This window comes from Pelorhabdus sp. sgz311002 (genome assembly GCF_056134285.1).
Genome location: NZ_JBWBCL010000007.1, coordinates 35,206 through 57,725 on the forward strand (window position 1 = coordinate 35,206; position 22,520 = coordinate 57,725).

At 44.3% G+C, this 22,520-nt stretch carries 18 protein-coding genes and 2 riboswitches; of the genes, 15 read left to right on the forward strand and 3 right to left on the reverse strand.

What is annotated here, in order from left to right; all coding sequences use genetic code 11:
* Window positions 1-4: 4 nt before the first annotated feature.
* Together AC0NJP_RS11575 and AC0NJP_RS11580 are read right to left on the reverse strand one after the other, a co-directional pair.
* Window positions 5-1,093, reverse strand: a complete 1,089-nt coding sequence (locus tag AC0NJP_RS11575; protein ID WP_474699875.1) for an AAA family ATPase — start codon at window positions 1,091-1,093, stop codon at window positions 5-7.
* Between the two features lie 11 nt (window positions 1,094-1,104).
* The gene (locus tag AC0NJP_RS11580; RefSeq protein ID WP_474699876.1) at window positions 1,105-1,908 is read right to left on the reverse strand and encodes a hypothetical protein; all 804 of its coding nucleotides are present in this window, start codon (window positions 1,906-1,908) and stop codon (window positions 1,105-1,107) included.
* A 182-nt stretch (window positions 1,909-2,090) separates the two neighbouring features.
* On the opposite strand from AC0NJP_RS11580, the gene AC0NJP_RS11585 reads away from it, so the two are divergent.
* The 5 genes from AC0NJP_RS11585 to AC0NJP_RS11605 all read left to right on the forward strand — a co-directional run bounded on the left by AC0NJP_RS11585 (window position 2,091) and on the right by AC0NJP_RS11605 (window position 9,144).
* A complete protein-coding gene (locus AC0NJP_RS11585; RefSeq protein WP_474699877.1) occupies window positions 2,091-4,298 on the forward strand; it encodes an ATP-dependent helicase in 2,208 nt (735 codons plus the stop codon).
* Between the two features lie 168 nt (window positions 4,299-4,466).
* A riboswitch (glycine riboswitch) is annotated at window positions 4,467-4,544 on the forward strand.
* 3 nt (window positions 4,545-4,547) lie between these two features.
* Window positions 4,548-4,624: riboswitch (glycine riboswitch) on the forward strand.
* 119 nt (window positions 4,625-4,743) lie between these two features.
* Window positions 4,744-6,126, forward strand: coding sequence for an amino acid permease (locus AC0NJP_RS11590; RefSeq protein ID WP_474699878.1), 1,383 nt, complete (start codon window positions 4,744-4,746; stop codon window positions 6,124-6,126).
* 199 nt (window positions 6,127-6,325) lie between these two features.
* A complete protein-coding gene (locus AC0NJP_RS11595) occupies window positions 6,326-8,050 on the forward strand; it encodes a methyl-accepting chemotaxis protein (RefSeq protein ID WP_474699879.1) in 1,725 nt (574 codons plus the stop codon).
* Window positions 8,051-8,144: 94 nt separating this feature from the next.
* On the forward strand, window positions 8,145-8,654 hold the full coding sequence (locus AC0NJP_RS11600; protein WP_474699880.1) for an ECF transporter S component: 510 nt from the start codon (window positions 8,145-8,147) through the stop codon (window positions 8,652-8,654).
* Window positions 8,655-8,919: 265 nt separating this feature from the next.
* Window positions 8,920-9,144: a (2Fe-2S)-binding protein gene (locus tag AC0NJP_RS11605; RefSeq protein WP_474699881.1), complete on the forward strand. Its 225-nt coding sequence runs from the start codon at window positions 8,920-8,922 to the stop codon at window positions 9,142-9,144.
* On the opposite strand, the gene AC0NJP_RS11610 is transcribed toward AC0NJP_RS11605, so the two are convergent.
* On the reverse strand, window positions 9,141-10,652 hold the full coding sequence (locus tag AC0NJP_RS11610) for a dihydrolipoyl dehydrogenase family protein (RefSeq protein WP_474699882.1): 1,512 nt from the start codon (window positions 10,650-10,652) through the stop codon (window positions 9,141-9,143). The two genes, AC0NJP_RS11605 and AC0NJP_RS11610, sit on opposite strands and share 4 nt — an antisense overlap.
* A gap of 330 nt (window positions 10,653-10,982) precedes the next feature.
* Here AC0NJP_RS11610 and fliD point away from each other — a divergent pair, with 330 nt between their 5' ends.
* The 10 genes from fliD to AC0NJP_RS11660 all read left to right on the forward strand — a co-directional run bounded on the left by fliD (window position 10,983) and on the right by AC0NJP_RS11660 (window position 22,410).
* Window positions 10,983-12,164: a flagellar filament capping protein FliD gene (gene fliD / locus AC0NJP_RS11615; protein ID WP_474699883.1), complete on the forward strand. Its 1,182-nt coding sequence runs from the start codon at window positions 10,983-10,985 to the stop codon at window positions 12,162-12,164.
* A gap of 183 nt (window positions 12,165-12,347) precedes the next feature.
* Window positions 12,348-14,351 carry a SpoIIE family protein phosphatase gene (locus AC0NJP_RS11620; protein ID WP_474699981.1) on the forward strand — a complete coding sequence of 668 codons (2,004 nt, stop codon included), beginning with the start codon at window positions 12,348-12,350 and terminating at the stop codon, window positions 14,349-14,351.
* Window positions 14,352-14,485: 134 nt separating this feature from the next.
* Entirely contained in the window at window positions 14,486-15,544 is a 1,059-nt protein-coding gene (locus AC0NJP_RS11625; RefSeq protein WP_474699884.1) for a mechanosensitive ion channel family protein, read from the forward strand.
* Window positions 15,537-17,336, forward strand: a complete 1,800-nt coding sequence (locus AC0NJP_RS11630; protein WP_474699885.1) for a glycoside hydrolase family 3 protein — start codon at window positions 15,537-15,539, stop codon at window positions 17,334-17,336. The genes AC0NJP_RS11625 and AC0NJP_RS11630 overlap by 8 nt, the downstream gene beginning before the upstream one ends.
* An 86-nt stretch (window positions 17,337-17,422) precedes the next feature.
* Window positions 17,423-17,755, forward strand: coding sequence for a hypothetical protein (locus tag AC0NJP_RS11635; RefSeq protein WP_474038888.1), 333 nt, complete (start codon window positions 17,423-17,425; stop codon window positions 17,753-17,755).
* Window positions 17,756-17,913: 158 nt separating this feature from the next.
* Window positions 17,914-19,203: an aspartate aminotransferase type Ic gene (locus AC0NJP_RS11640; protein WP_474699886.1), complete on the forward strand. Its 1,290-nt coding sequence runs from the start codon at window positions 17,914-17,916 to the stop codon at window positions 19,201-19,203.
* A gap of 75 nt (window positions 19,204-19,278) precedes the next feature.
* A complete protein-coding gene (gene msrB / locus AC0NJP_RS11645) occupies window positions 19,279-19,749 on the forward strand; it encodes a peptide-methionine (R)-S-oxide reductase MsrB (protein ID WP_474699887.1) in 471 nt (156 codons plus the stop codon).
* Between the two features lie 163 nt (window positions 19,750-19,912).
* The gene (locus AC0NJP_RS11650; RefSeq protein ID WP_474699888.1) at window positions 19,913-20,629 is read left to right on the forward strand and encodes an NAD-dependent protein deacylase; all 717 of its coding nucleotides are present in this window, start codon (window positions 19,913-19,915) and stop codon (window positions 20,627-20,629) included.
* Window positions 20,630-20,707: 78 nt separating this feature from the next.
* Window positions 20,708-21,157 (forward strand): MarR family winged helix-turn-helix transcriptional regulator, encoded by a 450-nt coding sequence (locus AC0NJP_RS11655; RefSeq protein WP_474699889.1) that lies wholly within the window; start codon window positions 20,708-20,710, stop codon window positions 21,155-21,157.
* Complete coding sequence (locus AC0NJP_RS11660; protein ID WP_474699890.1) at window positions 21,154-22,410, forward strand: L-lactate MFS transporter; 1,257 nt, start codon at window positions 21,154-21,156, stop codon at window positions 22,408-22,410. The genes AC0NJP_RS11655 and AC0NJP_RS11660 overlap by 4 nt, the downstream gene beginning before the upstream one ends.
* Window positions 22,411-22,520 lie beyond the last annotated feature (110 nt).

Consider the following 22,520-nt stretch of genomic DNA (forward strand, 5'->3'; position numbering starts at 1 on the left):
GTGATCACCTGCTTGAGCGGTAGGTTGCAAAATAGGCTTCGACGAAAGCATCGTCAGCAAGGGCTGCTGCGTAGGTTTTCTCATAATTTTGTTTCATATCTTTCATGAGTCCAATCATTAAGTCGGCCGGGCAAGCTTGTAAAAAGTCAATCAGACGGCTTACTAGCTCCGTGGCTGCTGTTGGCTCCTGAGTGATAGTTGTTTCTAGGTGTTTTAGGATGTTTTTGGCCGCGAGATAGAGCCTTGTGTGGCTTTCGGCTTTGATTTTCTGGCGGACAGCATCTGATAAGGCTGTGCCCGCAAAGATGTCTTCATAAGTAAGGAGCGGCGCATAGTTTGACTCGACAAAGCTGACAAATTCTTCGGCAATAAGGCGGCCCACATTGCCGCGGATTACATTGAGAAAGACGGAGCGGGAAATCGCATCGGCTTTTTCTTGATAAATTTTGTAGATATGCGAAATTCGTTCATAACTGCGCGGCGTAGCCTGTAGGTCGGCTTCGTTATTTTTATGGAGATACTCCGGAAAGGTCGCAATAAATTCGATGACTTTTGCTTCCAGACCAGCTTCTGTCGCCCAAGCGAGCCACTGGTGGTAATCTGGTTCCATGTAGAGCCAGACGAAGCGGTTTTCCTGGGCGGCATCCATATCGACGACCTGGTAGTCATAATCGGAGCCGTATTTCCCCGAGGGATTCATAGCTGCCAGGATCTTTACGGTTGGCGGCAAAGTGAAGCCGTTAATTTCCCGGTTTAAGATCAAATTCATCAGTTCCTGCTGCACCGCATGTTCACAGCGATTCATTTCATCAATAAATAACAGGACAATTTTACCCTGTGCAGCAGCTTCTTCTAATTCTTTAAGCTTATGATGAACGGCATAGACCGTTGTATTGTCTTTTACGGTCGGCAAGCCGCCAATTTCGCCTTCTTTCAAGAGATTGGCGTCAATGGTGATAAGGCTCCAATTTTTCTGGCGGGCTAGTTCTTTCGCTAAATCGGTTTTGCCAATGCCGCTTTCGCCGACAATGAGCGGGACGGCTTCGGTGGCGAGTACTAAATCAGCGCTTGTTAAGGTGTCAATAAAATTCACGGGGGTTCCTCCTAAAGTAACTTGAGCTGTTCATCGACAGCAATTCGTTTCGCTGTGCAACTGCCGTACTGATCAATCAGTAGGAGTCGGTCAATAGCCATAATGGGACTTAGTTTATCTATGGTAGTGTAAGTTAAAAAATCACGTACATATTTTTCGGCAATATCTGGTTTGGCAAGCTGTGTTTGTAGGACTTGCCGTAATTCTTCTGCGGAGATTTCCTTCATAACATATTTAATGACGAGAAAATTAATCGCGAGAAATTCTAGAATTTTGGGCTTCGTTAGATCATTAATTAATTGAATGGCTCGTTCATTCTGACTCACTGCCAGGCGCTCGGCCTGTGGTGTAGGAGTTTTGATATAGCGTAGCGCTTCGTAGCTATGCGTTATTGCTGCCAGTTGGACTTGTTCAGTCGGTTCTTTCAGAAATTTGATCGCATCGTAATTTTTGTTTACTGCCAATAGCTGCAATGCTTCACTGGGGTTTTTGATATATTTAATGGCCCAGCCGGATTGATTGAGGGCTTGTTCGATGATCGTTGCCGGGGGATTGTTCAGATACTCCAAGTTGGTCCAACTGGCCGTAATGGCTTTTTGCATCATGGCTTCAGTGGGACTTTCAATGAATTCGATAGCGCGGCTGTTATTTTCCAGCGCGGTTTGTTCCATTTCGCTAGTAGGGTTTTTAATATGTTTTAGCATGAGGCCGTTTCTTTTGACAGCAAGCAGCTTCATTTCATCAGTGGGATTCTTGATCGAGGTGAGTGTATAGGGATTTTGCCGGATTAATTCCAGAAAGGTTGTATTTTCCATAGACCGATTTTCCTTTAGTCCGTATTTTTGTTATTATAATTATTACTTACGATTTTCTATCAGAGCTAAATCAGATTTATTATATCACTCGCGACTAGCAGGGTCTATTATATAATAAAAAGACGATTTCGCAGCGAGGCTAGTATCAGCCGCTGCACTGGGCGATGAGAAAGGGTTTTTACATGATGGTAACAGAACAAAGATTTTGGGAAGAACTGGAGAAACGTGGTGTAGTACTTAACCAAGTACAACGTGACGCAGTGTTGCATAATCAAGGCGCGTTGCTGCTGCTCGCATCGCCAGGCTCGGGAAAAACAACAACGCTCATTGCGAAAATCGGCTATCTGATTGCGGTACAAGGTGCTGCTTCGCGGCGGATTAAGGCGGTCACCTTTAGTCGGGCGGCGGCGGCAGAAATGGACGGGCGGTTTCAAGCTTTATTTCCGCAATTGGAGTCTGTTGAATTTTCGACGATTCACAGTCTGGCCTTTCGAATTGTGCGGGATTATTTTCGTCAGCGCCAGGTGGCGTATCAACTGATTGAAGGACAAGCGGAGCTGAATAAGGGGCAGATTTTACGGGATATTTTTAAAATCCTTACAAAGGAAACGATGACGGAAGATCAGATGGATGAGCTGACCACCTATATTAGTTTTATCAAGAACAAGCTTATTCCCCGGGAAAAGTGGTCGGAAGTGGATTGCAGTGTAAAAGGGGCGGCAAAAATTTTAGAAGCCTATGAGGCCTTTAAGACAGCGGGCGAGACACTGTTACTTGATTATGATGATATGCTGCTCTATGCCTATAAGACTCTGGACTCAGAAGTGGACTTGCTGAAAAGATACCAACAGTGTTATGACTATATTTTAACAGACGAAAGCCAAGATACGTCGCTGGTACAGCATTTTATCTTGGAAAAGCTCGTCAAAGCTCATGGCAATCTTTGCGTAGTGGCTGACGATGATCAATCAATTTATAGTTGGCGCGGCGCCGAACCTGATTATTTGCTGCACTTCCGCGAGGTTTATCCAGCGGCGCGGCTGTTATATATGGAACAGAATTATCGTTCTTCCCGCAATATTGTGATTGCCGCCAATCGGTTTATTCAGCGCAATGCCCAGCGGTATCCGAAGCAGATGTTTACGGAAAATCCTTATGGGGCGCCCATTGATATTCGCTGTCTCAGTGATTATAAACAGCAGGCTAAGTATTTGATTGAGACGATTCGACAGGCGGTTGCGAAAGACAGTATTGCCATTTTGTACCGCAATAGTTCATCAGCGATTATCCTGGTGAATGAATTGGAGCGAGCCGGTCTTTCCTTTGCCATGCAAGATGAGGACAAGCGATTTTTTTCGCACTGGGTTGTAGCTGATATTTTAAACTTTATGCGACTTAGTTACTCTGATAAACGCATTGATATTTTTGAAAAGGTTTTTGCGAAGATGAACGGCTATATTACGAAACAGCAGCTAGAAGCCGTAAAAGAGTTAGGAAATCATGAGTCGGTATTTCAGAATTTACTCCGCCATGTACCGCTGCAGGACTATCAGTGGCCGCTCATTGAAACTTGTCGGGACGTAATTATTTCTTTAAAAGAAAAAAAGCCTCTGGCAGCCATTGCGGCAATTCGCCATCAGCTTGGTTACGACAAGGCCTTAGATCGAATGTGTGACCGACTGGGGTTTCGCAAGGAATATCTCTTGGGCATTTTAAACACACTCGAGGAGATTGCATCAGGACTTGATAGTGTCGAAGCCTTTGCCAACCGGCTAAAGCATTTAGAAACTGTGACTAAGCAGGCGAGACAGAAAAAAGATCATCAAGTGACTCTGTCGACCTTTCATAGCGCGAAAGGAATGGAGTTTGACAAGGTCTATATGATTGATTTGATTGAAGGGATTATTCCTGCGGCCAGCGATGTAACAGAGAAACAGCAGGGAAAACCAGCGGCGATGGCCGAGGCGGTTCGTCTCTTTTATGTGGCGATGACGCGAGCTAGACATCACCTTGAATTGATAACTTATGAGAAGCGCGATCAGGAAAAAGTCAGTGAGTCGCAGTTTGTTATGGCCATACGCCATATGGTAACGCCGCCCAAGGCGCCGTCGCCGCAAGCTTGGCAATCCAAGTGTCAGCCACTGTCCGTGAAAAGTCCCTTTGCAAGCACGCGGCTAGTGCCAACTCAGCCAGCAAAAGTTTTATCGCCTACCGCCATTCGTAAGCGCGAGGGGCTGAAGGTAGGCGCTCATGTTAGACATGCTCGGTTCGGTGAGGGCCAGATTACGGCGCTCAATGCGGTGAGTCTCGATATTCAGTTTGCCGACAAGGTGAAAACTTTAGCAGTTGCCGTGTGTTTAAAGGAAGGCTTTCTGGAGCCTGTCCGCTAAAGTAGCGATAAAAGATATTGGCTAGGAAAGTAAGCTATTAACTAATGATCGGGATTTATTGTAGCTCATATACGCACAGAAAAGAAAAGTGTTTGTTTAAGGTTGACAATTTCTGTGAAGAGTGCTAAAGTATGTAACTGTACTATCAAAGTGAATACCGAACTTCGTATGAAGGTAACGGGAGAGAGATTAGCAATAATCCGCCGAAGATGTTATGCTTTCAGGCAAAAGAACCGTTACTGGACGAACCTCTGGAGAGCCTCAATTGAGCACCGAAGGAGCAAGCTGATACTAAATCAGTGAATCTCTCAGGTAAAAGGACAGAGCAGACAAAGCTATTTTCTTGCTGTTTTATTTTGAGGCCAAATTTTTAAATTTGGCCTCTTTCTGTTTTTCTCGAGGCTGGTATTTGGCACGTAGTAACAGAACGGAAGGCGGGATACATATGTCAGAAGAACAAACTTTATCACGGGGGCTGAAAAATCGTCATGTTCAGCTGCTGGCCATTGGCGGGGCGATTGGAACAGGCCTGTTTCTCGGTTCAGGTCGTTCGATTCACTTAGCGGGGCCATCGATTTTATTTGCCTATATGATTACAGGCACGATTTGTTTTTTTGTAATGCGGGCGCTAGGCGAATTGCTACTCTCTAACAGCAAATATCATTCTTTTGTGGATTTTGTCCGCGACTATATGGGTAACGGCGCTGCCTTTATTACGGGTTGGACATACTGGTTTTGTTGGATTTCCTTGGCAATGGCCGATGTGACGGCTGCGGGGCTGTATATTCAGTATTGGTTTCCCCATATCGCGCAATGGGTTCCCAGTCTCATGATTTTAGTTGTGCTGCTGATTATGAATTTGACGGCGGTAAAGCATTTTGGTGAAATGGAATTTTGGTTTGCTTTGATTAAAGTTGTGGCGATTCTCGCACTTATAGTAATTGGTTCGTTTATGGTTATCAAAGGGTTTGCGACTGACGCTGGCCCGTCAAGCTTTGCCAATCTCTGGAGTTACGGCGGTTGGGTTCCTAACGGAATCAGCGGGTTCATTCTTTCTTTCCAAATGGTTGTATTTGCTTTCACGGGGATTGAATTAGTCGGCTTGACTGCGGGGGAAACGGAAAACCCCGAAAAGGTTATTCCCAAGGCCATTAATCATATTCCACTTCGAATTATTGTGTTTTACTTTGGCGCTCTCTTTGTCATTATGAGTATTTATCCCTGGACGGCGCTCAGTCCGGCAAAAAGCCCTTTCGTGCAGGTTTTCTCGGCAATCGGGATTACTGCAGCGGCCACGATTGTCAATTTTGTTGTCTTAACTTCGGCGGCATCGGCTTGCAACAGCGGTATTTTTAGTACGAGCCGCATGGTTTATGCTTTAGCGAAAGAAAGCAACGCACCAGAATCAATGAAAAAATTAACTTCCAATCAAGTACCGGCGAATGCTACGCTCTTTTCGGCTTTTGTTGTACTATTAGCCGTGATTCTACAATATATTATGCCAGAAAGCGTCTTTGTTTTGATTACCAGTATTTCGACGTTCTGCTTCATTTTTATCTGGGCGATGATCACAATTTGTCACTTGAAATATCGTAAGACGAGACCAGACCTTGCGGCGAAAAATAAATTTAAAATGCCTCTATATCCGGTGATTAATTATATTATTTTAGCTTTCTTTGCCTTTGTATTAGTCACCTTGGCTTTAAATGAAGAAACACGCGTTGCTCTGTTTGTGACGCCAGTATGGTTTATTATGCTTGGCGTGATTTATAAAGCCGCGAAGAGCAGAACGAAAGAAGCCGAGGACGGCGAAAGCAGTTTAGCTTAATAAAGTGAAAATTTTGTCAATTTAATAGAGGAATTCTAAAATTTTGCTAGAAATAAACATGTAAGCTATGTAAGCAAAGAAATAGCTTATGAGAAGGCCTATGCTTCGGCGGGGGCCTTCTTTTTTTATCAACAAGGAAAGGGAGGCTAACGATTACTTTTTACTTATTTACATTACAGTAGCGAAAGGATTGAGGCATATGAATTTTAATCACCTAAAAATCGGGAAAAAACTCTACTTAGGATTTGGAATTGTTATGGTGCTCATGCTTTTCGTAGTAGGTTATTCCTATCTTCAATTTACTGCTGAATCAGATGCTATTGCAATGAATGTTCATACCTATGAAGTGATGGGTGAGGCCGATGCAATGTTAACGAGTTTGGTGAATATGGAAACAGGCGAGCGTGGTTTTGCTTTGACGGGGAAGGAAGATTTTTTGGAACCTTATAAGCAAGGTACAAGCAGTTTTCAAGAACACTTTAATAAGATAAAAGACCTTACTTCAGATAATCCGAAACAGCAAGAACGATTGACAAGTTTACTGCAGTACGAAAGATCCTGGTTGGCGGCAGAAGGCGAAACATTAATTAATCTTCGACGGCAAGCTGTAATGGGCCAGGGGAAGATAGAGGATGTAATTGCCTTTGTACAGTCAGGCAAAGGGAAAGCAAATATGGATAGCATGCGGCAACTTCTTGCTGATATAAAAGGAGAAGAACAGGGGCTTTTAGCAAAACGGTCGGCCGAACTTAAAAGTGGTGAAGTTCGAACGAAAATAGCTATGTTTGGCGGTAGTGTGATAGGGGTTTTGCTATCGGTCATACTAGCTGTTTTGATTACAAGAGGAATCACGAAGCCGATCAATCTTTTGTATCGGGAACTGACGAAGCTTGTTGAAAATGGCGGCGATCTGCGGCAAAGTATCCAAGTAGAGGCAAAAGATGAAATTGGTGATTTGGCAAACGCGGCGAATCAGTTTCTTGCGGATCTCCGGCAAATTATGGCCCAGATATTGAAAAATGCACAGCGAGTTGGTTCTTCCACGGCAGATTTAACGGAAAATGCGGAACAATCCGCTCAGGCGACGAATCAAGTGGCTGGGGCTATATCGGAAGTGGCTCAGGGGGCTGCTAAGCAAGTACAGGCAGTTACGGATGCTTCCGCGGTAATTGAGAAAATGTCTGCCGGAATTGATCAGGTAGCAGCGAACGCAAGCGTTGTATCAGGCGTAGCGGAAAAGACCGCAAAAGCGGCTGCCGAAGGGGATAAAGCTGTGAATGCTGCCATCGGGCAAATGGATATTATTGATCAGTCTGTATCCAGTTCGGCTAGGTTTGTTACAGTTCTTGGCGAACGTTCAAAAGAGATCGGACAAATCGTCGATGCTATTTCTGGCATTGCGGGCCAAACGAATTTACTGGCTTTGAATGCAGCGATTGAAGCTGCTCGCGCCGGGGAACAGGGAAAAGGCTTTGCTGTTGTAGCGGAAGAAGTACGCAAGCTGGCGGAACAGTCACAGGAAGCGGCGAAGCAAATCGCTGGCTTAATTAGTGAGATCCAAACTGATACGAATAGTGCGGTTACAGCGATGAATGAAGGAACACGGGAAGTTAAGGTGGGGGCTGACGTAGTAAAGACAGCTGGAAAAGCTTTTCAGGATATTGTATCACTCATTGGCGAAGTTTCGTCTCAAGTCAAAGATATTTCTGCTGCTATTCAGCAAATGGCGGCAGGCAGCCGACAAGTTGTAGTGACAGTCCGGCAGATTGATACAATTAGTAAGGAGGCGGCAGAGCAAACGCATACGGTTTCAGCGGCGACAGAGGAGCAGTCAGCTTCTATGGAAGAGATTGCTGCTTCCAGTCAGGCTTTAGCCAAAATGGCAGATGAGCTGCAACAGGCTGTAAGTAAATTTAAAGTATAAGGCTTGTTAAAACGAGATTTGCCTATTGTGTAAATTTGTTTCGTGTGATATGGTAGATAAATATTTTATTTTTCGATAAGGCAGGCATTTAAGAATGAAACAGTCTTCTACGTATCAAACGAAACAATTGGTTATGGCAGCTTTAGGCATCGCACTCGTGTTTATTTGCACTTCTTTTGTTAATATTCGTTTGCCCATTGCGGCAAACGGCGGACTCATTCACTTAGGCAATGTACCTCTCTTTATTATGGCGATTCTTTACGGTCGCTGGTTTGGCGCTTTTGCTGGTGGTATTGGCATGGCTTTATTTGATGTAGTTGGCGGCTGGTTTTTATGGGCGCCATTTACCCTTGTGATTGTTGGGCTAATGGGTTATGTTGTCGGTGCAATTTGTGAATCACGGCAGAGTTTTTCTGCCTATGTTTTAGCGTTGCTAGCAGCCTGCCTGATTAAGGTGGTTGGCTATTATGGGGCGGAAGGTATTATTTATGGCAACTGGGTGGCGCCAATGCTATCTGTTCCTGGCAATCTGGTACAGATTGGCGTAGCTGCAATTCTTGTCCTGCCCTTGGCTACCAGATTAAAAGCATATGTGAAAAGGTAAAAGAAAATTATAGGAAGTAGCTGTTTATTAAATAGCTATTTAGAAATAGCTTGTTTTGAAGTTTTAAGACTGCCTTTTGGCAGTCTTTTTTTGACTAAGGTTTTATTAAAGGTATATTTAAAAGAAAGTAGAAAATAATTACTATAAAGTAAAAATGATAATCATCAAATGGAAACGAACATTATTAACTGGAAATACTCATTACAAAGCTAGAACAATCATCACAAAAGGAAATCATTCAGTGAATAAATGGGGGGATATTTTTATGGAAGAACAAGAATTACAACAGCAAGTACTCGATAAATTAACCAAGGTTTGTTTATGCAAAGGCATTAGTCGGGCGACGATGAAGAAGACTATTGCGGCAGGGGCTGATTCGGTAGTCGCGGTGCAAAAAAAGACAGGAGCCGGGTCTGGCTCCTGTCATGGACGGCGTTGTACGCCTAAAATTGAAGCATTGTTAGAAGATCATTTGCTAAGCAGCGATTAGTCCGGGAAGTAATATTGAATCCACATAATCACTTCTGATAACGAGGGATGAGGCGTCATTGTTTCACCGACACTTACAATGGAGCGGGGATCAAGATTGCGAACTAGGCGGGAACGTCTTAAGTTTTCCGTTGTGGGTGAAGCAATATGGTCGTGGACGGGTGTCAGACGCGTTTCGCCAGCATTCATCAGATTGACGAAAGGCTGAAGTAAAATCGAGGCTTGTGGTCCGACGATATGGATGCCCAAGATATTTTTCGTTTCTTTCTCTACAATTACTTTTACGAAGCCGTCTTCGGCATCGCCAGGATTGAAGCCAAGAGCGAAGCCTTTTGCGGTAGCGGAATAATGGTGCTTGGCCGTGGTAATTTCGTAGCCTTGTTTGAGTGCTTCTGCTTCGGTAAGCCCTACGTGGGCAACCTGCGGGAAGGTGTAGGTTACGGCAGGGACAATATCATAACGAGCCCAGCGCCAGTCACTGGGGTGATGGTCGCCAAAGAGGTTATGAGCTAAAATATCGGCTTCATAGTTGGCTTTATGGCGAAAGGGCGCTTCGCCGTTGACATCACCTAACGCCCAAATTCCAGCGGCGCTTGTTTCCAGAAATTCATTGGTAACAATCCAGCCGCGATCATTCATTTCTACGGCGGTATGTTCAAGCTGCAGTGTGTCCGCATTCGACTCAATTCCGGTGGAGAGCATGATTTCCTGCGCTGCGATTTCAATAGTTTGGTTGTTTGTTTTATCAAGGAGGCGAAGGATTTTTTTATCTTCACCTTGTTCTACTTGCAGCGGCTTATGATTGACGAGGACTGTTATGCCTGCTTGGCGCAAGCCCTGCAGTAAGTGAGCGGAAATTTCGCTGTCTTCTCGCGGTAATAGGCGGACATTTTGCTGAACTACCGTTACTTTCGTGCCAGCAGCGGCAAATACGTGGGCGAATTCTGTGCCGATGGGGCCGCCGCCGATGATAATGAGATCTTTAAAGGGCTGAGCCGGATATTTTTCACCAAAGAAAGTTTCTGATGTGAGATAGCCTGTTGCTTCGAGTCCCTCAATTGTGGGGATTTTCGTACGGGCGCCTACGGCGAGAATGATTTTTTCGGCGGTAAATTCCTCAGATAAGGCGCCATCAGGCAGGGTTACCTGTAAGGTTTTTTCGCCAGTGAAGTGACCGATTCCCCGATAAACATCTAGTTCTTCGATGGACTCATAGTAGGAACGCAGTTCGTCGCTTTCATTTATTTTTTTCCAAACGCGTTTTGTTACAAGTTCCCAATTCATCGAAGCAGGCGCTACATTGACGCCGATTTTTGGTAGTTCCTGAATTTCTCGAATATAATCTGCTGCCGTAACCATGACTTTCGTAGGAATACAGCCTCGTGTTAGGCAGGTTCCGCCAAATTTCCCTTTTTCAATTTGGGCGCATTTTAAGCCTTGTTTTAAGGCGGCATCTAAGACAATATTCGCCGCCCCTGTGCCAATTACGACAACATCGTATTTTTTCATGACTGTTTACTCCTTTTCAGAATAAAGGTGATCTTTTGCCAGAATCAAGAAGCTTTCTGATTTAGACTTTTACCAAGTAATTTCGCCTATTCGTAAGCAATATCCTTGAAAAGTCTAGCTGTTTAAAGGTTTTTTTAAGAATCATTTAATCATCAGACTATTTTTTTCGATATAAAGAATGAGAGGTTTTTAGCTGGGAGAAGAGAAGTCACAAAGCGAAAGGTGTGGCGTTTTATGGCGATACATATTAACAATTCCGTTAATTCATATTTGTTTACAAAGATTTTTTTGAATCAGAATAGTTCCAAGGTAGGTCAGAACGACTCCTTTTTGACAGATTACATGAATCTTGCGGCAAATAACACAACATTTTCCATTAATTCAAATTTATCAGCTGCAAATTTTAAAGCGAAGCAGGAAGAGTATCAGAATCAGACAGCTGGTTTTAAGACGGCTATTAGTAATTTGCAGACAAGATCGCAAACCTTAACAGGAACTGCGAGTGTGTTGAATAAAAAGTATGTTTCGGACTCGACGGGGGCTGTTACTGGTGAAGCTAAAACCGCAGCGAAATCAGCCACTTATGATGTAAGTGTAGAAAAAGTGGCCACAGCCCAGCAAAATCAGGGAAAAACTCTTACGGCTACTGGCTTGGGTGGAATTGGCGCTGGTGTCTATACGATGGGGCTTACTGTTGGCAGCGGTGCAGAAAAGCAGATCACTGTTAATATTTCCGGTACGGATACAAATAAACAGGCTCTCACCAAGATTGCTGACGCGGTCAACCGTAGCGGCAGTAGCGTGAAAGCGGAAGTGAAGACAGCCAATGATAAAACATATTTGGCGATGGAAGGCCAAACTGGTGCGTCGTCGTCCTTTTCTGTCCGTGATATTTATGGTAATCTTGCAAGTCAGAGCAATTTAACAAATCAGGTAAAACAGGCCCAGGATGCACTATATACAGTAAATGGCGTTAGCCAAAAGTCAGCGTCTAATGCAATCAAGATTGATAATGGAAATGTGAACCTAACCCTAAAGAGCACTACAGTCGGTGCAGAAAAAGTGACTGTTGGACCTGATGCGAATAAGACCATTAGTGCCGTACGTGATTTAGCGGCAACATATAATGAAATTAACTATAATATCCAAAACTCTGAGAATGTGACAAAGCGTGGCGAAACGATGCTAAAGGGAATTCAAAGTCAGTTTGATGGAATTCGTCGCAGTCAATATGAGAAAATTGGCATTACCATGGATCGTAAGACCGGTAACCTTGCTGTTGATACGGAAACACTGACAAAGGCATTGAAGACAGACGCTTCTAATGTAGATCGACTGATTTCTGGTCCTAACGGGTTAGCTACAACGGCGGGGAAAATTGCAAAAACAGCGCAAAGTACACCAACTTCAGCTTATTTCCAAGCGCCGACTATGAGTAATTACTTACAGACAAATAATAATACGAACTACTATAATTATTCACAGTCTTTATTTCTTGACATGATGTTGTAATCTATATCAGCCTGCACTTTGACGAATTCATTGCTGCAGGCTTTTTTACGGTTTGTGACAGACTTTTTTAATTGCAGTTTGGAAAGTTTCTCGATTTATTGATTGGATAATCATGGGAACCAGGAAGTTCTTCAAACTCTGGCGAAAGTAAACCAAGCGATAGGTGAGGTGTTTAGTTTGTTTGTGAAAAATGGCCTTAAACAAGGCCCATTTTGGCGTTCCACGTTTTTTATTGCCTTCCTTGCGGTTACTTTGTGCCTTGTGGCTTTTTATTCGGCAGAAGGACTTTACCAACGAGATCTTGCCGCACAGATTGAAGAAACGCATACAGCCAACAAAAATGTAACGAGACTTGTAGAGGAAAATGTTCGGCTCATGTTATCGCAGGCTGATAATATTCTATTAGTCATGAAAATTGATATGGAAACGCATGGGTTCTTAGAAGCAAAGCATGTAAGTCTTTTACAGAGCTCTTTAGGATTAGGTACAATTAATCAGATTGCTGTAGCCGATTCGGCTGGTAATCTGATTTTTAGCGCTGTGCCGTTGCAGGCTCCATTAAATATTGCGCTGCGAGAGCATTTTCGGGCACAGGCTGATTATGATTCAGATAAACTTTACATTGCTGCTCCGTGGATCAACCGGGCTACGGGAACGCCATCTGTTTTTCTGAGCCGCCGTATCAATGATAGCCAAGGGAATTTTGCGGGGATTGTATCTGTGGGCTTAGATCAAAAATATTTTACGAGTGTGTTTAGTCAATTGGAGCTGGGCAGAGATAATAGTCTCGTTTTGCTGCGAACAGACGGACGACTGCTGGCACGTGTACCCAATAATCGCTCTTTAGAGGAGTTAGCTGGACTTTATTCTTCCCACATAGCTTTCAGCCGCATGAGCAAAGGGGAAAACTTTGGAACTTATGAAGCGGTTTCTATTGGCGATGGGGTTGCTCGCTACGGCGCCTTTCGCGCTTTCAGCGATTATCCTTTGCTGGTTTTAGCTGGAACCTCGAAAGAAACGGTAATGCAGCCTTTACAGGAACTTCGTTTCCTCTATTTTTTGCGGGCTGGATTTTTTTCCTTACTTATTCTTGGCGCTTTCGTAGTCATTTGGCTGCAAATGCGTAAACAAGTTGACATGACGCGTGCGTTATCGCGAAGTCAAGGACGCTATCAAGCGTTGATGGCGCAAGCAGCTGAGGCTATTGCGGTGGCTGATTTTGCTACAGGAACGATTTTTGAAGTGAATGAAGCGTATTGTACTTTATTTGGTATAGAGTCAGTCAAAGAGAATCTATTTGATTTTTGGAAAACCCAAGAAGGGGTAAACGCTACTGCCTATCAAAGCATGCTGCAAGAAGCTGGGTCATTGCCTACGGCCGTATTTTATTTTAATAATCAGGCAGGGAAACATATTTGTGTACAGCGGGCTGCTTCGTTGATTCATTATGAAGAAGAAGCCTTGATTATCGTTCATTATCGCGACATTACGCTGGAACAAAAGCTCGCGAATCAGATCGAACAAGAAGTCAAGCTGGCGGGAGAAGCACAGCGGCGCATGCTGCCTGGCGATTATGCCGACAAATCTCTAGTTGTTCAAACCGTATATCAGCCAGTTCACTTCGTGAGCGGCGATTTTTTCAGCTATGCTTGGTCACGGGATCATAATAAATTTTATGGCTATGTACTTGATGTGACGGGTCACGGTATGGCCACAGCTTTGCATACTTCTGCAATTACCAATCTGCTTGATCATCTGCTGGAAGAAACGCAGGGCTGGACGACTGAGACGATGGCACAATTTAATGAGCAGATGATCCGCTATTTTCAGGATGATTCTTTTTTGGCGATGATAGCCTTTGAATTTGATTTTTCCCAGCGCCAGCTTTGCTGTTTGGCTGGCGGTATGAATCATTTTATGCTTTGTCAGCAGAATCGGCCCCAAGTTCGGACTCTTCCCGGAAGCTATCTGGGGATTGGCCCTTCTGCCGAATTTGAAACACTAGTCCTTTCCTTTCAGCCAGGTGATGCTTTTTACTTTTTCAGTGATGGTTTATATGAACAGCTGCCTAAAGAAGCATTGCCGGCATTCTGTGGCTTTTCGGAATCTGTCGCGAAGCTGAAATCGCTCGCGCTTCAGGAGAATATTCATGATGATTGTTCGGCTGTCTGCATCCAAATTCAATAGCGAAATATTTTAGAAGGCTGTTAGATAGTGCGTTTACTAGAAAGTACCATTTGTTTAGGGCAGGGGATTCATCAAACTGTGACGAATTTTTTAGCGTTCCTGAATAAAGGTTTGTTAGTTCTTAAGGAGGTTCTATGCCCCAGATATTTAGTGATTTAGCGAATCAAATTGTAAACGGCGGCTTTAAAATCCATCTTGCCGCGTTTGCTTTCAGTTTATTTTGTGGTATTCTTGTGATTCATTTTCTCTTTTACCGTGTACTGAAAGTGATTGCCCATAAAACTGATCTTTCTTATCCGCTCTTACGGCAAACTTTTCGTGGAATTCCTACTTTACTTGGTTCTTTAATTGGCTTGTACTTAGTAATGGAATTTTTGGCGATTCCCGAGCGGCCGCTATTATTTTTACAGCGGCTCTTTCACTCGCTGGTTATTTTAACGATTACTCTTGTAGTTGCAAGGCTGGCTTCTGGTTATCTCAAGCAGAAATTCAGCAAGACATCAGGTGCTTTTGCCTCTACGTCGATTTTGGCGACAACAATTGATCTAACTGTCTACACAATGGGAATTTTATTTTTATTGGAATCCTTTGGCGTGGCCATTTCTCCTTTATTGACGGCTTTAGGCGTCGGCGGTTTAGCTGTCGCTCTGGCCTTGCAGGATACTTTGGCGAATTTGTTTTCTGGTATTAATATTCTTGTTGCGAAGCAAATCAAAATCGGTGATTTTGTAAAACTGGCTACCGGCGAAGAAGGACATGTTGTGGATATGAATTGGCGGAATACGACGATCAAGACTTCTACGGAAAATATGGTAGTGATACCTAATCAGAAAGTGGCTTCAGCAACGCTCACGAACTATGCGCAGCCTTTTGCGGAGTGTTCCATCGGCATATCCATTGGCGTAAGCTATGATAGTGATTTAGATCAGGTAGAAGCTGTGACACTTGCCGTGGCTCGCGAGGTTTTGCAGGAAACACCAGGGGCTGTAGCGGCTTCTGATCCAGTTCTTCGCTACACGCGCTTTGGTGAATCAAGTATTGATTTTAATGTGACTTTGCGCGTTCAGACCGTGACAGATCAGCATCTTGTGCGTCATAAATTTATCAAAAGAATTCATAGTCGCTATCGGCAGGAGGGCATTGTGATTCCTTTTCCAACTCGGACGGTTTATGCTGAAAAAGAGAATGTCTAGGCAAGCGAGACGAATGATGCGGCTGCTTTTGCTTTCGTTACTATTTTGCCTGACTGCTTTTTCTGCTGCTGCGGCGCAGCCTGCTAGTAATGGATTCACTCCTGAAGTGATCCCTGATGCGATCGAAGAGCGTCTTAAAGCGATGAGTTTGGAAGAAAAAGTCGGACAACTGTTCATAGCGGCCTTTCGGCAAGAAGAGGGTCAACCAGTGCGAGCTGTGACGCCAAAGCTAAGGGCTTCTGTCCAGCAGTATCATTTAGGCGGCGTTATTTTGTTTGCGGAAAACTTTCAGTCTGTTGATCAGACTGTGGCGCTGAACCAGGAGCTTGCGGCTCTGGCCGGGCCAGTTCCTTTATGGATCGCTGTTGATCAGGAAGGCGGTCGCGTCAATCGATACTTCTTCGGTACGGCTCTGCCGGGAAATATGGCTGTCGGTGCGGGCGGTAACAGCGAAGGCGCCTATCAAACGGGCTATATTCTGGGACAAGAAATGGCGGCGTTAGGGATCAACTTAGCGTTAGCGCCAGTACTTGATGTGAATAGTAACCAGAAAAATCCCGTCATTGGTGTTCGATCTTTTGGCGCAGATCCCATTGCCGTGTCTCGCTTAGGCAAAGCTTATATTGCAGGACTTCATGATGGCGGCGTTTTGGCTGTTATGAAACATTTTCCCGGACATGGTGATACTTTTGTTGATTCCCATGTGGGGCTACCGATTGTGAAGCGAGATAAAGACGCTTTGGTGGCAATGGAATTGCGGACGTTTATTGATAATCTCGCTACTGCTGACATGGTTATGGTCGGACATATTGCTTTTCCGGCGCTCGATGCTACGAAAGTACTTTCGCAGGACACCGGCGAAGCGATTTATTTACCAGCTTCTCTGTCGCCGAAGGTTACGACAAAGCTGCTACGCGAAGAGTTAGGTTACGAAGGTGTTGTCATTACTGATGCATTGGAGATGAAAGCCATTGCGAAGCACTTTGGAGCAAAACAAGCGGCTCTGATGGCGTTGCAGGCAGGAGCGGATATTTTGCTAATGCCGGAAAATCTACCAGAAGCTTATGAAGCGGTTCTGACGGCAGTACGAAGCGGTCGTATTGCGGCAGAGCGAGTTGATACGTCAGTTAGACGAATCTTACGTCTTAAAGCGAAACTTCTCCCAACAAATAAGTTTAGTCAAGGCGAAGCCGAAAAAATTGTCGGCAACATAGCGGCTAAGGATACGGCGGCGCAAATTGCCGCAGCGGCAGTAACGCTTGTGAAAAATGAAGCTGGTGCAATGCCGTTGCAGCTGACTGGCCATGAAAACATTGTGTTAGCTGCTCCCACGGCGGATACAATCAAGTTAATGCAAGATTTTGCGCAAGCCCAATGTAAAGATTTAGGGTTCCAAGAGCTACAGTTCAGTCCGTTACTCTATCAGGAAAGCGGTTCGTTGACGCTAGCAGAAACGCAGACAGTGCAAGCAGCCGATATTGTCATCATGGCCTTACCGCGGGAAGATGCAGGGGCTGCGGCTTTGGCGGCGTTTAGCCGCAAGCAGGGCAAACGAGTTATCGGAATTGCCATAGATACACCTTATAATATGATTGCGTTGCCTTATCTATCAGCCTATCTAGCTGTATATGGAAAGAATGCCAGTAATATGGAAGCTGGTATGGCTGCTGTATTTGGGCGGCTTTCACCAGCGGGACGTTTGCCTGTTCCTGTCTATGATGACGGCAAGCTTCTCTTTCCCTTAGGATTTACTCTTGCAAAAAATTTAACAGCAGTAGCAGGAAAAGAGTAACATTTTTCTAATTCTTATTATTATACGGTGCTGTTCATCGCTTCAACCGAGGAAAAGTTGGATCTTGTGGAGGAGGGGTAAGGACTATGAATGATCTAAGTCAAAAGCAGATTGCGCTATGCCGGGAGAATCGCCCCGTGGGTGTGGCGGAAAAAGAACGGGAAGGCGTTTTTGTAAACGGTTTTATCTGCCAGAACTGCGGGCTTCATTTCAACTTATTTTCCTGGAAGGCCAATCGTCACCGCAGTGATAATACCTATTGTCCCGAATGTGGTCAAAAAGGAGCCTTTATTCATTATCGCAAGGCTCTCAGTACAAGTCGCGCCAGAGATAATAATTCTAAGGATGAAATTTTTCGCAATGTCCCTTTGCCTGGCAGTCAATTAATGAAAGATTCTATTGTCATTCCCAAAAATTAAAGAAGTTAACAGCCTGATTTTTGCCTATATGGCATGAATCAGGTTTTTTATTGACCTAAGTGATAAAACCTCATGTATCTTGCATACATAACTGGAAAGTATTGACTCGCTTGCGTGGGACTCCTACAATAAAAAAGACTGTAAAGGAGCGATCTACTATGAATATATTGGAAAGTATGACGAAAGAGGAATTAATCGAATATCAAAAATCATTGCAGGCAAGCTATGAAGCTGTGCAGGCTAAAAAATTGAAGCTGGATATGTCACGAGGTAAGCCTTGCAGTGAACAGCTAGCGCTTTCTTCGAAATTGCTTACTTGTTTAGGGCCTTCTGACTATAAAGCGACGAATGGAACTGACTGCCGTAATTATGGCGGCGTTGACGGATTGCCTGAAGCGAAGGAGCTGATGGCTTGGTTTCTTGATGCCCAGCCAGAGCAAGTCATTATTGGCGGCAACTCCAGTCTGACCATGATGTATGATTTGATGACTAGGGCGATGCTGAAACCGATTCCTGGCAGTGAAACTGCTTGGAGTAAATTGCCGCAAGTAAAATTTTTGTGCCCTAGCCCTGGCTATGATCGCCATTTTGGAATTTGCGAACACTTAGGCATTGAAATGATTCCTGTACCGTATTTAGCTGACGGTCCGGATATGGCAGAAGTCGAACGACTTGTTGCTTCTGACGATTCTATCAAAGGAATGTGGTGTGTGCCTAAGTATAGCAATCCGACAGGAGTAACCTATTCGGATGAAGTAGTACGGCGTTTGGCTGCTATGCCTACCAAAGCGCCTGACTTTAGAATTTTCTGGGATAATGCTTATACGGTGCATCATTTGACGGATCAGCCTAAGCCGTTGTTAAGTATTTTGGCAGCTTGCCGTGAAGCGGGGAATCTTGACCGCGTTTTTGCTTTTGCCTCGACCTCAAAAATCAGCTTTCCTGGAGCTGGGGTGGCCATGTTAGCGAGTAGTGAAAGAAATATTAGCTGGCTGAAAAAAGAGATTAATGTTCAGACAATCGGCCCTGATAAATTAAATCAGCTTCGCCATGTACGTTTATATAAAGACAGGGCGGGTATTGAAGCTCATATGAAGAACCATGCTGCTTTGATTAAGCCCAAATTTGATTTGGTGATTGAGTTGCTGGAACAAGAACTTGGTGGTAAAGGAATTGCTTCCTGGAGCAACCCGACGGGTGGCTATTTTATTAGTTTTGATGCGTTGCCAGGCTGTGCGAAGCAGATTGTGGCGAAAGCCGCTGAAGCTGGCGTTATTATGACTTCTGCTGGAGCGACCTATCCTTACGGCAAAGACCCAGAAGACAAAAATATTCGCATTGCGCCAACTTTCCCGCCGTTGGCGGAACTGGCTCAAGCCATGGAGCTCTTCGTTCTCTGTGTGAAACTGGTTAGCGCTGAGCAGGAGCTGGCAAAACGCGCGAATTAAGAGTAACAGAGGCGAATTAAGCGAAATAGAACGGACAAAATAGTAAAGGCATAGTGTTGGCGAAAGGGTGAGAGCATGAAACAAGATCGCGCTTCATTAAAGCAAGACCTAAAAGAGCGGCTAAGTCCGCTAGAATTTGCTGTAACTCAGGAAAGTCATACAGAACCGCCTTTTCAAAACAAGTACTGGAATCACCATGAGGCTGGAATTTACGTCGATATTGTCTCGGGGGAAGTTCTGTTTAGTTCTTTAGACAAATTTGATTCTGGCTGCGGGTGGCCCAGTTTTACGAAGCCGCTGGCAAAAGAAGTATTAGTCGAAACAGAAGATGTGAGTCATGGAATGTATCGCACGGAAGTAAGGAGTAAGGAAGCCGATTCCCATCTCGGCCATGTCTTTGCTGATGGTCCGGCGCCAACGGGGCTTCGTTACTGTATTAATTCGGCTGCATTGCGATTTATTCCTAAAGAAAAACTGCAAGAAGCCGGTTATGGTGAATATGAAAAAATATTTTTGCCGGACATAACGAAAAAAGCATCAAAGTGAGTGCTTTCAGGCACTTCTTTGGCAAGATAAAGTCTAGCCTTAGTGGAAGAAGATTCCGCTAGGGCTAGACTTTTTTAAAAGGGAAATACTGTTTGCTGTCGTATTCTATTCCATAAAATGATAAAAATATTATAGAAAAGTAGTTACGAGAGAGGGTAGGAATATGAAGGAATTACAGGAAATCGCTGCGATTCTGTCGCAAAGCAATAATATCGTATTTTTCGGTGGTGCTGGTGTTTCTACCGAAAGCGGCATACCGGATTTTCGTAGTGTCGACGGGCTTTATAACCAACAGTATGCTTATCCGCCAGAAGTGATGTTGAGTCATACTTTTTATGTACAGCATCAGGAAGAGTTTTTCGATTTTTATCGTAAAAAGCTGATTTTTCCTCAAGCAAAGCCCAATAAAGCCCATGAGTGGTTGGCTCGCTGGGAAGCGGCGGGGAAAGTAAAGGCTGTAATTACGCAGAATATTGACGGACTTCATCAGGCGGCAGGTAGTCAGCAGGTGCTGGAACTACACGGATCGATTCAGAGAAATTACTGTGAGTGTTGCCAAGCCTTCTATCCGCTTGAATTTATTCGAAGCAGTTCTTTGACTCCAACGTGTTCTTGTGGTGGAGTCGTTAAACCTGATGTCGTATTGTATGAAGAAGGTCTTGATCAGTCTGTGTTAGAAAAAGCGATTTCCTATATTGCCAAAGCTGATATTTTGATTGTGGCAGGAACTTCGCTTGTCGTTTATCCTGCGGCGGGATTAATTGATTATTATCGCGGCAACAAGTTGATTTTAATCAATCGCGATCCAACCGTGGCGGATCGTAAAGCTGATTTTGTGCTTCATGGTAAGGTTGGCGAGATTTTAAATCAGATTGAATAAAGAATTTTATTGCGAACTAAAGTGATTTTTTATATGATAATAGTTAGTTTTGAAACTAATTATTGTTAGGTGGTTACAATGAAGCAAAAACATTCTATCGGTATAAAATTTGCTGTTTTAGGACGGCTGCTGGCAAAGCGGTCGAATGAAGGTTTTACTGGAACCGGTTTATCGGCAAGCCAGTGGTCTGTTTTAAAATGTCTTAGAAATGAGGAAGCCTTGACACAAAGTGAGATTGCTGTGCGGCTATCCCTAGAAGCGCCGACTGTATCTAAGACGGTTCTGCTCTTAGAGCAGGCTGGTTGGGTTCAGCGCATTGCTGATGAGAAGGATCGGCGAGAGAAAAAGGTGGTAGCGACGGAACAAGCGAAAAAACAGTTTCCTCTGTGGCAGGCAGTTGCTTCTAAGGTGGAGCAGGAAGCTCTGGTCGGGTTTTCGCGCGAAGAACAGTTAATCTTAGAAAGTATGATTGATCGAATAACTGTAAATTTGACGGATCGCGCCAAGCAAGGGGGGGCGATCCAATGAGTTTTCAGGGAACTTTATTACGCTGGCGGCCTTGGATTGTATTGGCAGCGGCTACAGGCGTAAATTTATCAATGGGACTTAATTATTCCTGGAGTGTGATTCAGAAAGCGCTCGTATCAGACTGGCATTGGACTTTAGTGCAAGCCTCGCTGCCTTACACAGCCTATGCTGTTGTCATTACGGTCGCTATGCTGTTGAGCGGCAAAGTGCAAAAGCTATTAGGGCCTCGGCGGGCGATTCGCCTCGGCGCTGTCTTGATGGGACTTGGCCTTATCAGTTGCAGTTTTTCTCAGACCCCGTTGCTTATTGCTTGCGCTTATTCTTTTGCTGCGTTAGGTGCAGGCATTTGCTATTCAACTACGTTGCCCACAGTCATAGCCTGGTTCCCTGCGGCAAAAAAGGGACTCGTTACAGGTGTAGTCATTAGTGGCAGCGGGTTAGCGCCTATTTATGTATCGTTTATCGCCAATGGGCTATTATTGCAATATGGCATAAGTCGCACTTTTTTACTGTTAGGAATTGGTGTTGCCTGCCTGCTCTTATTTATGACCTTATTTATTACGAAAGCTCCCGCTTTAGCAGCTACAGCGCCAATGAAAACTGCTCAATTTGATCCGGAAGTCGCTGCTTTCCATTCAGATAGTTCAGCCTTCTCCTGGCGAGAAATGATTGGCACCACACTGTTTTGGCGGTTGTGGTTTATGTATTTGTTTGCCTCTTCAGCCGGGTTGATGATTATTGGTCATATTGCGATGATTGCGAAAAAACAGGCCCAGTGGGATCAGGCGATTTATTTAGTATTGCTTATTGCGCTTTTCAATACACTAGGCAGGATAGCTGCAGGCTATTTTTCAGATCGTTTTGCTTTGCTGAACCTGATGAAAGGAATTTTTGCCGTGTTGGCTATGGATTTACTGTTCTTTGCCTCTTATGAAACTCCCTTATCGCTTTGCGTCGGCGCAGCATTACTGGCCTTTTGCTACGGTACTTGTCCGGCATTATTTCCTTTGGCCGTGGCGGAGTTTTTTGGTGTGAAAAACTTAAGTGTCAATTATGGCGTTTTATTTACTGCCTGGGGCGGCGCCGCCTTGATTGGGCCGATTTTGGCGGGGCAGGTTGTTGATTGGACAGGCGGCTATTTGTATGCTTATTTACTTTCGGCAGGATTTATGGCCGTTGCTTGCGCTTTGACTTTTGGGATTCGTCAAAAAGCCCTTGTTACAGAAGCGAACGCCCTCTATAGTGAGAAATAACTGTAAATTTACACTTTTCGTAGTAGCGATTTTTCCGCAGGATTCCTGAGCCGCCTGTCGAATTATTTCTTCCATATTGTGAAATAAGTAAGGCGGAATTTCGTTTCGTC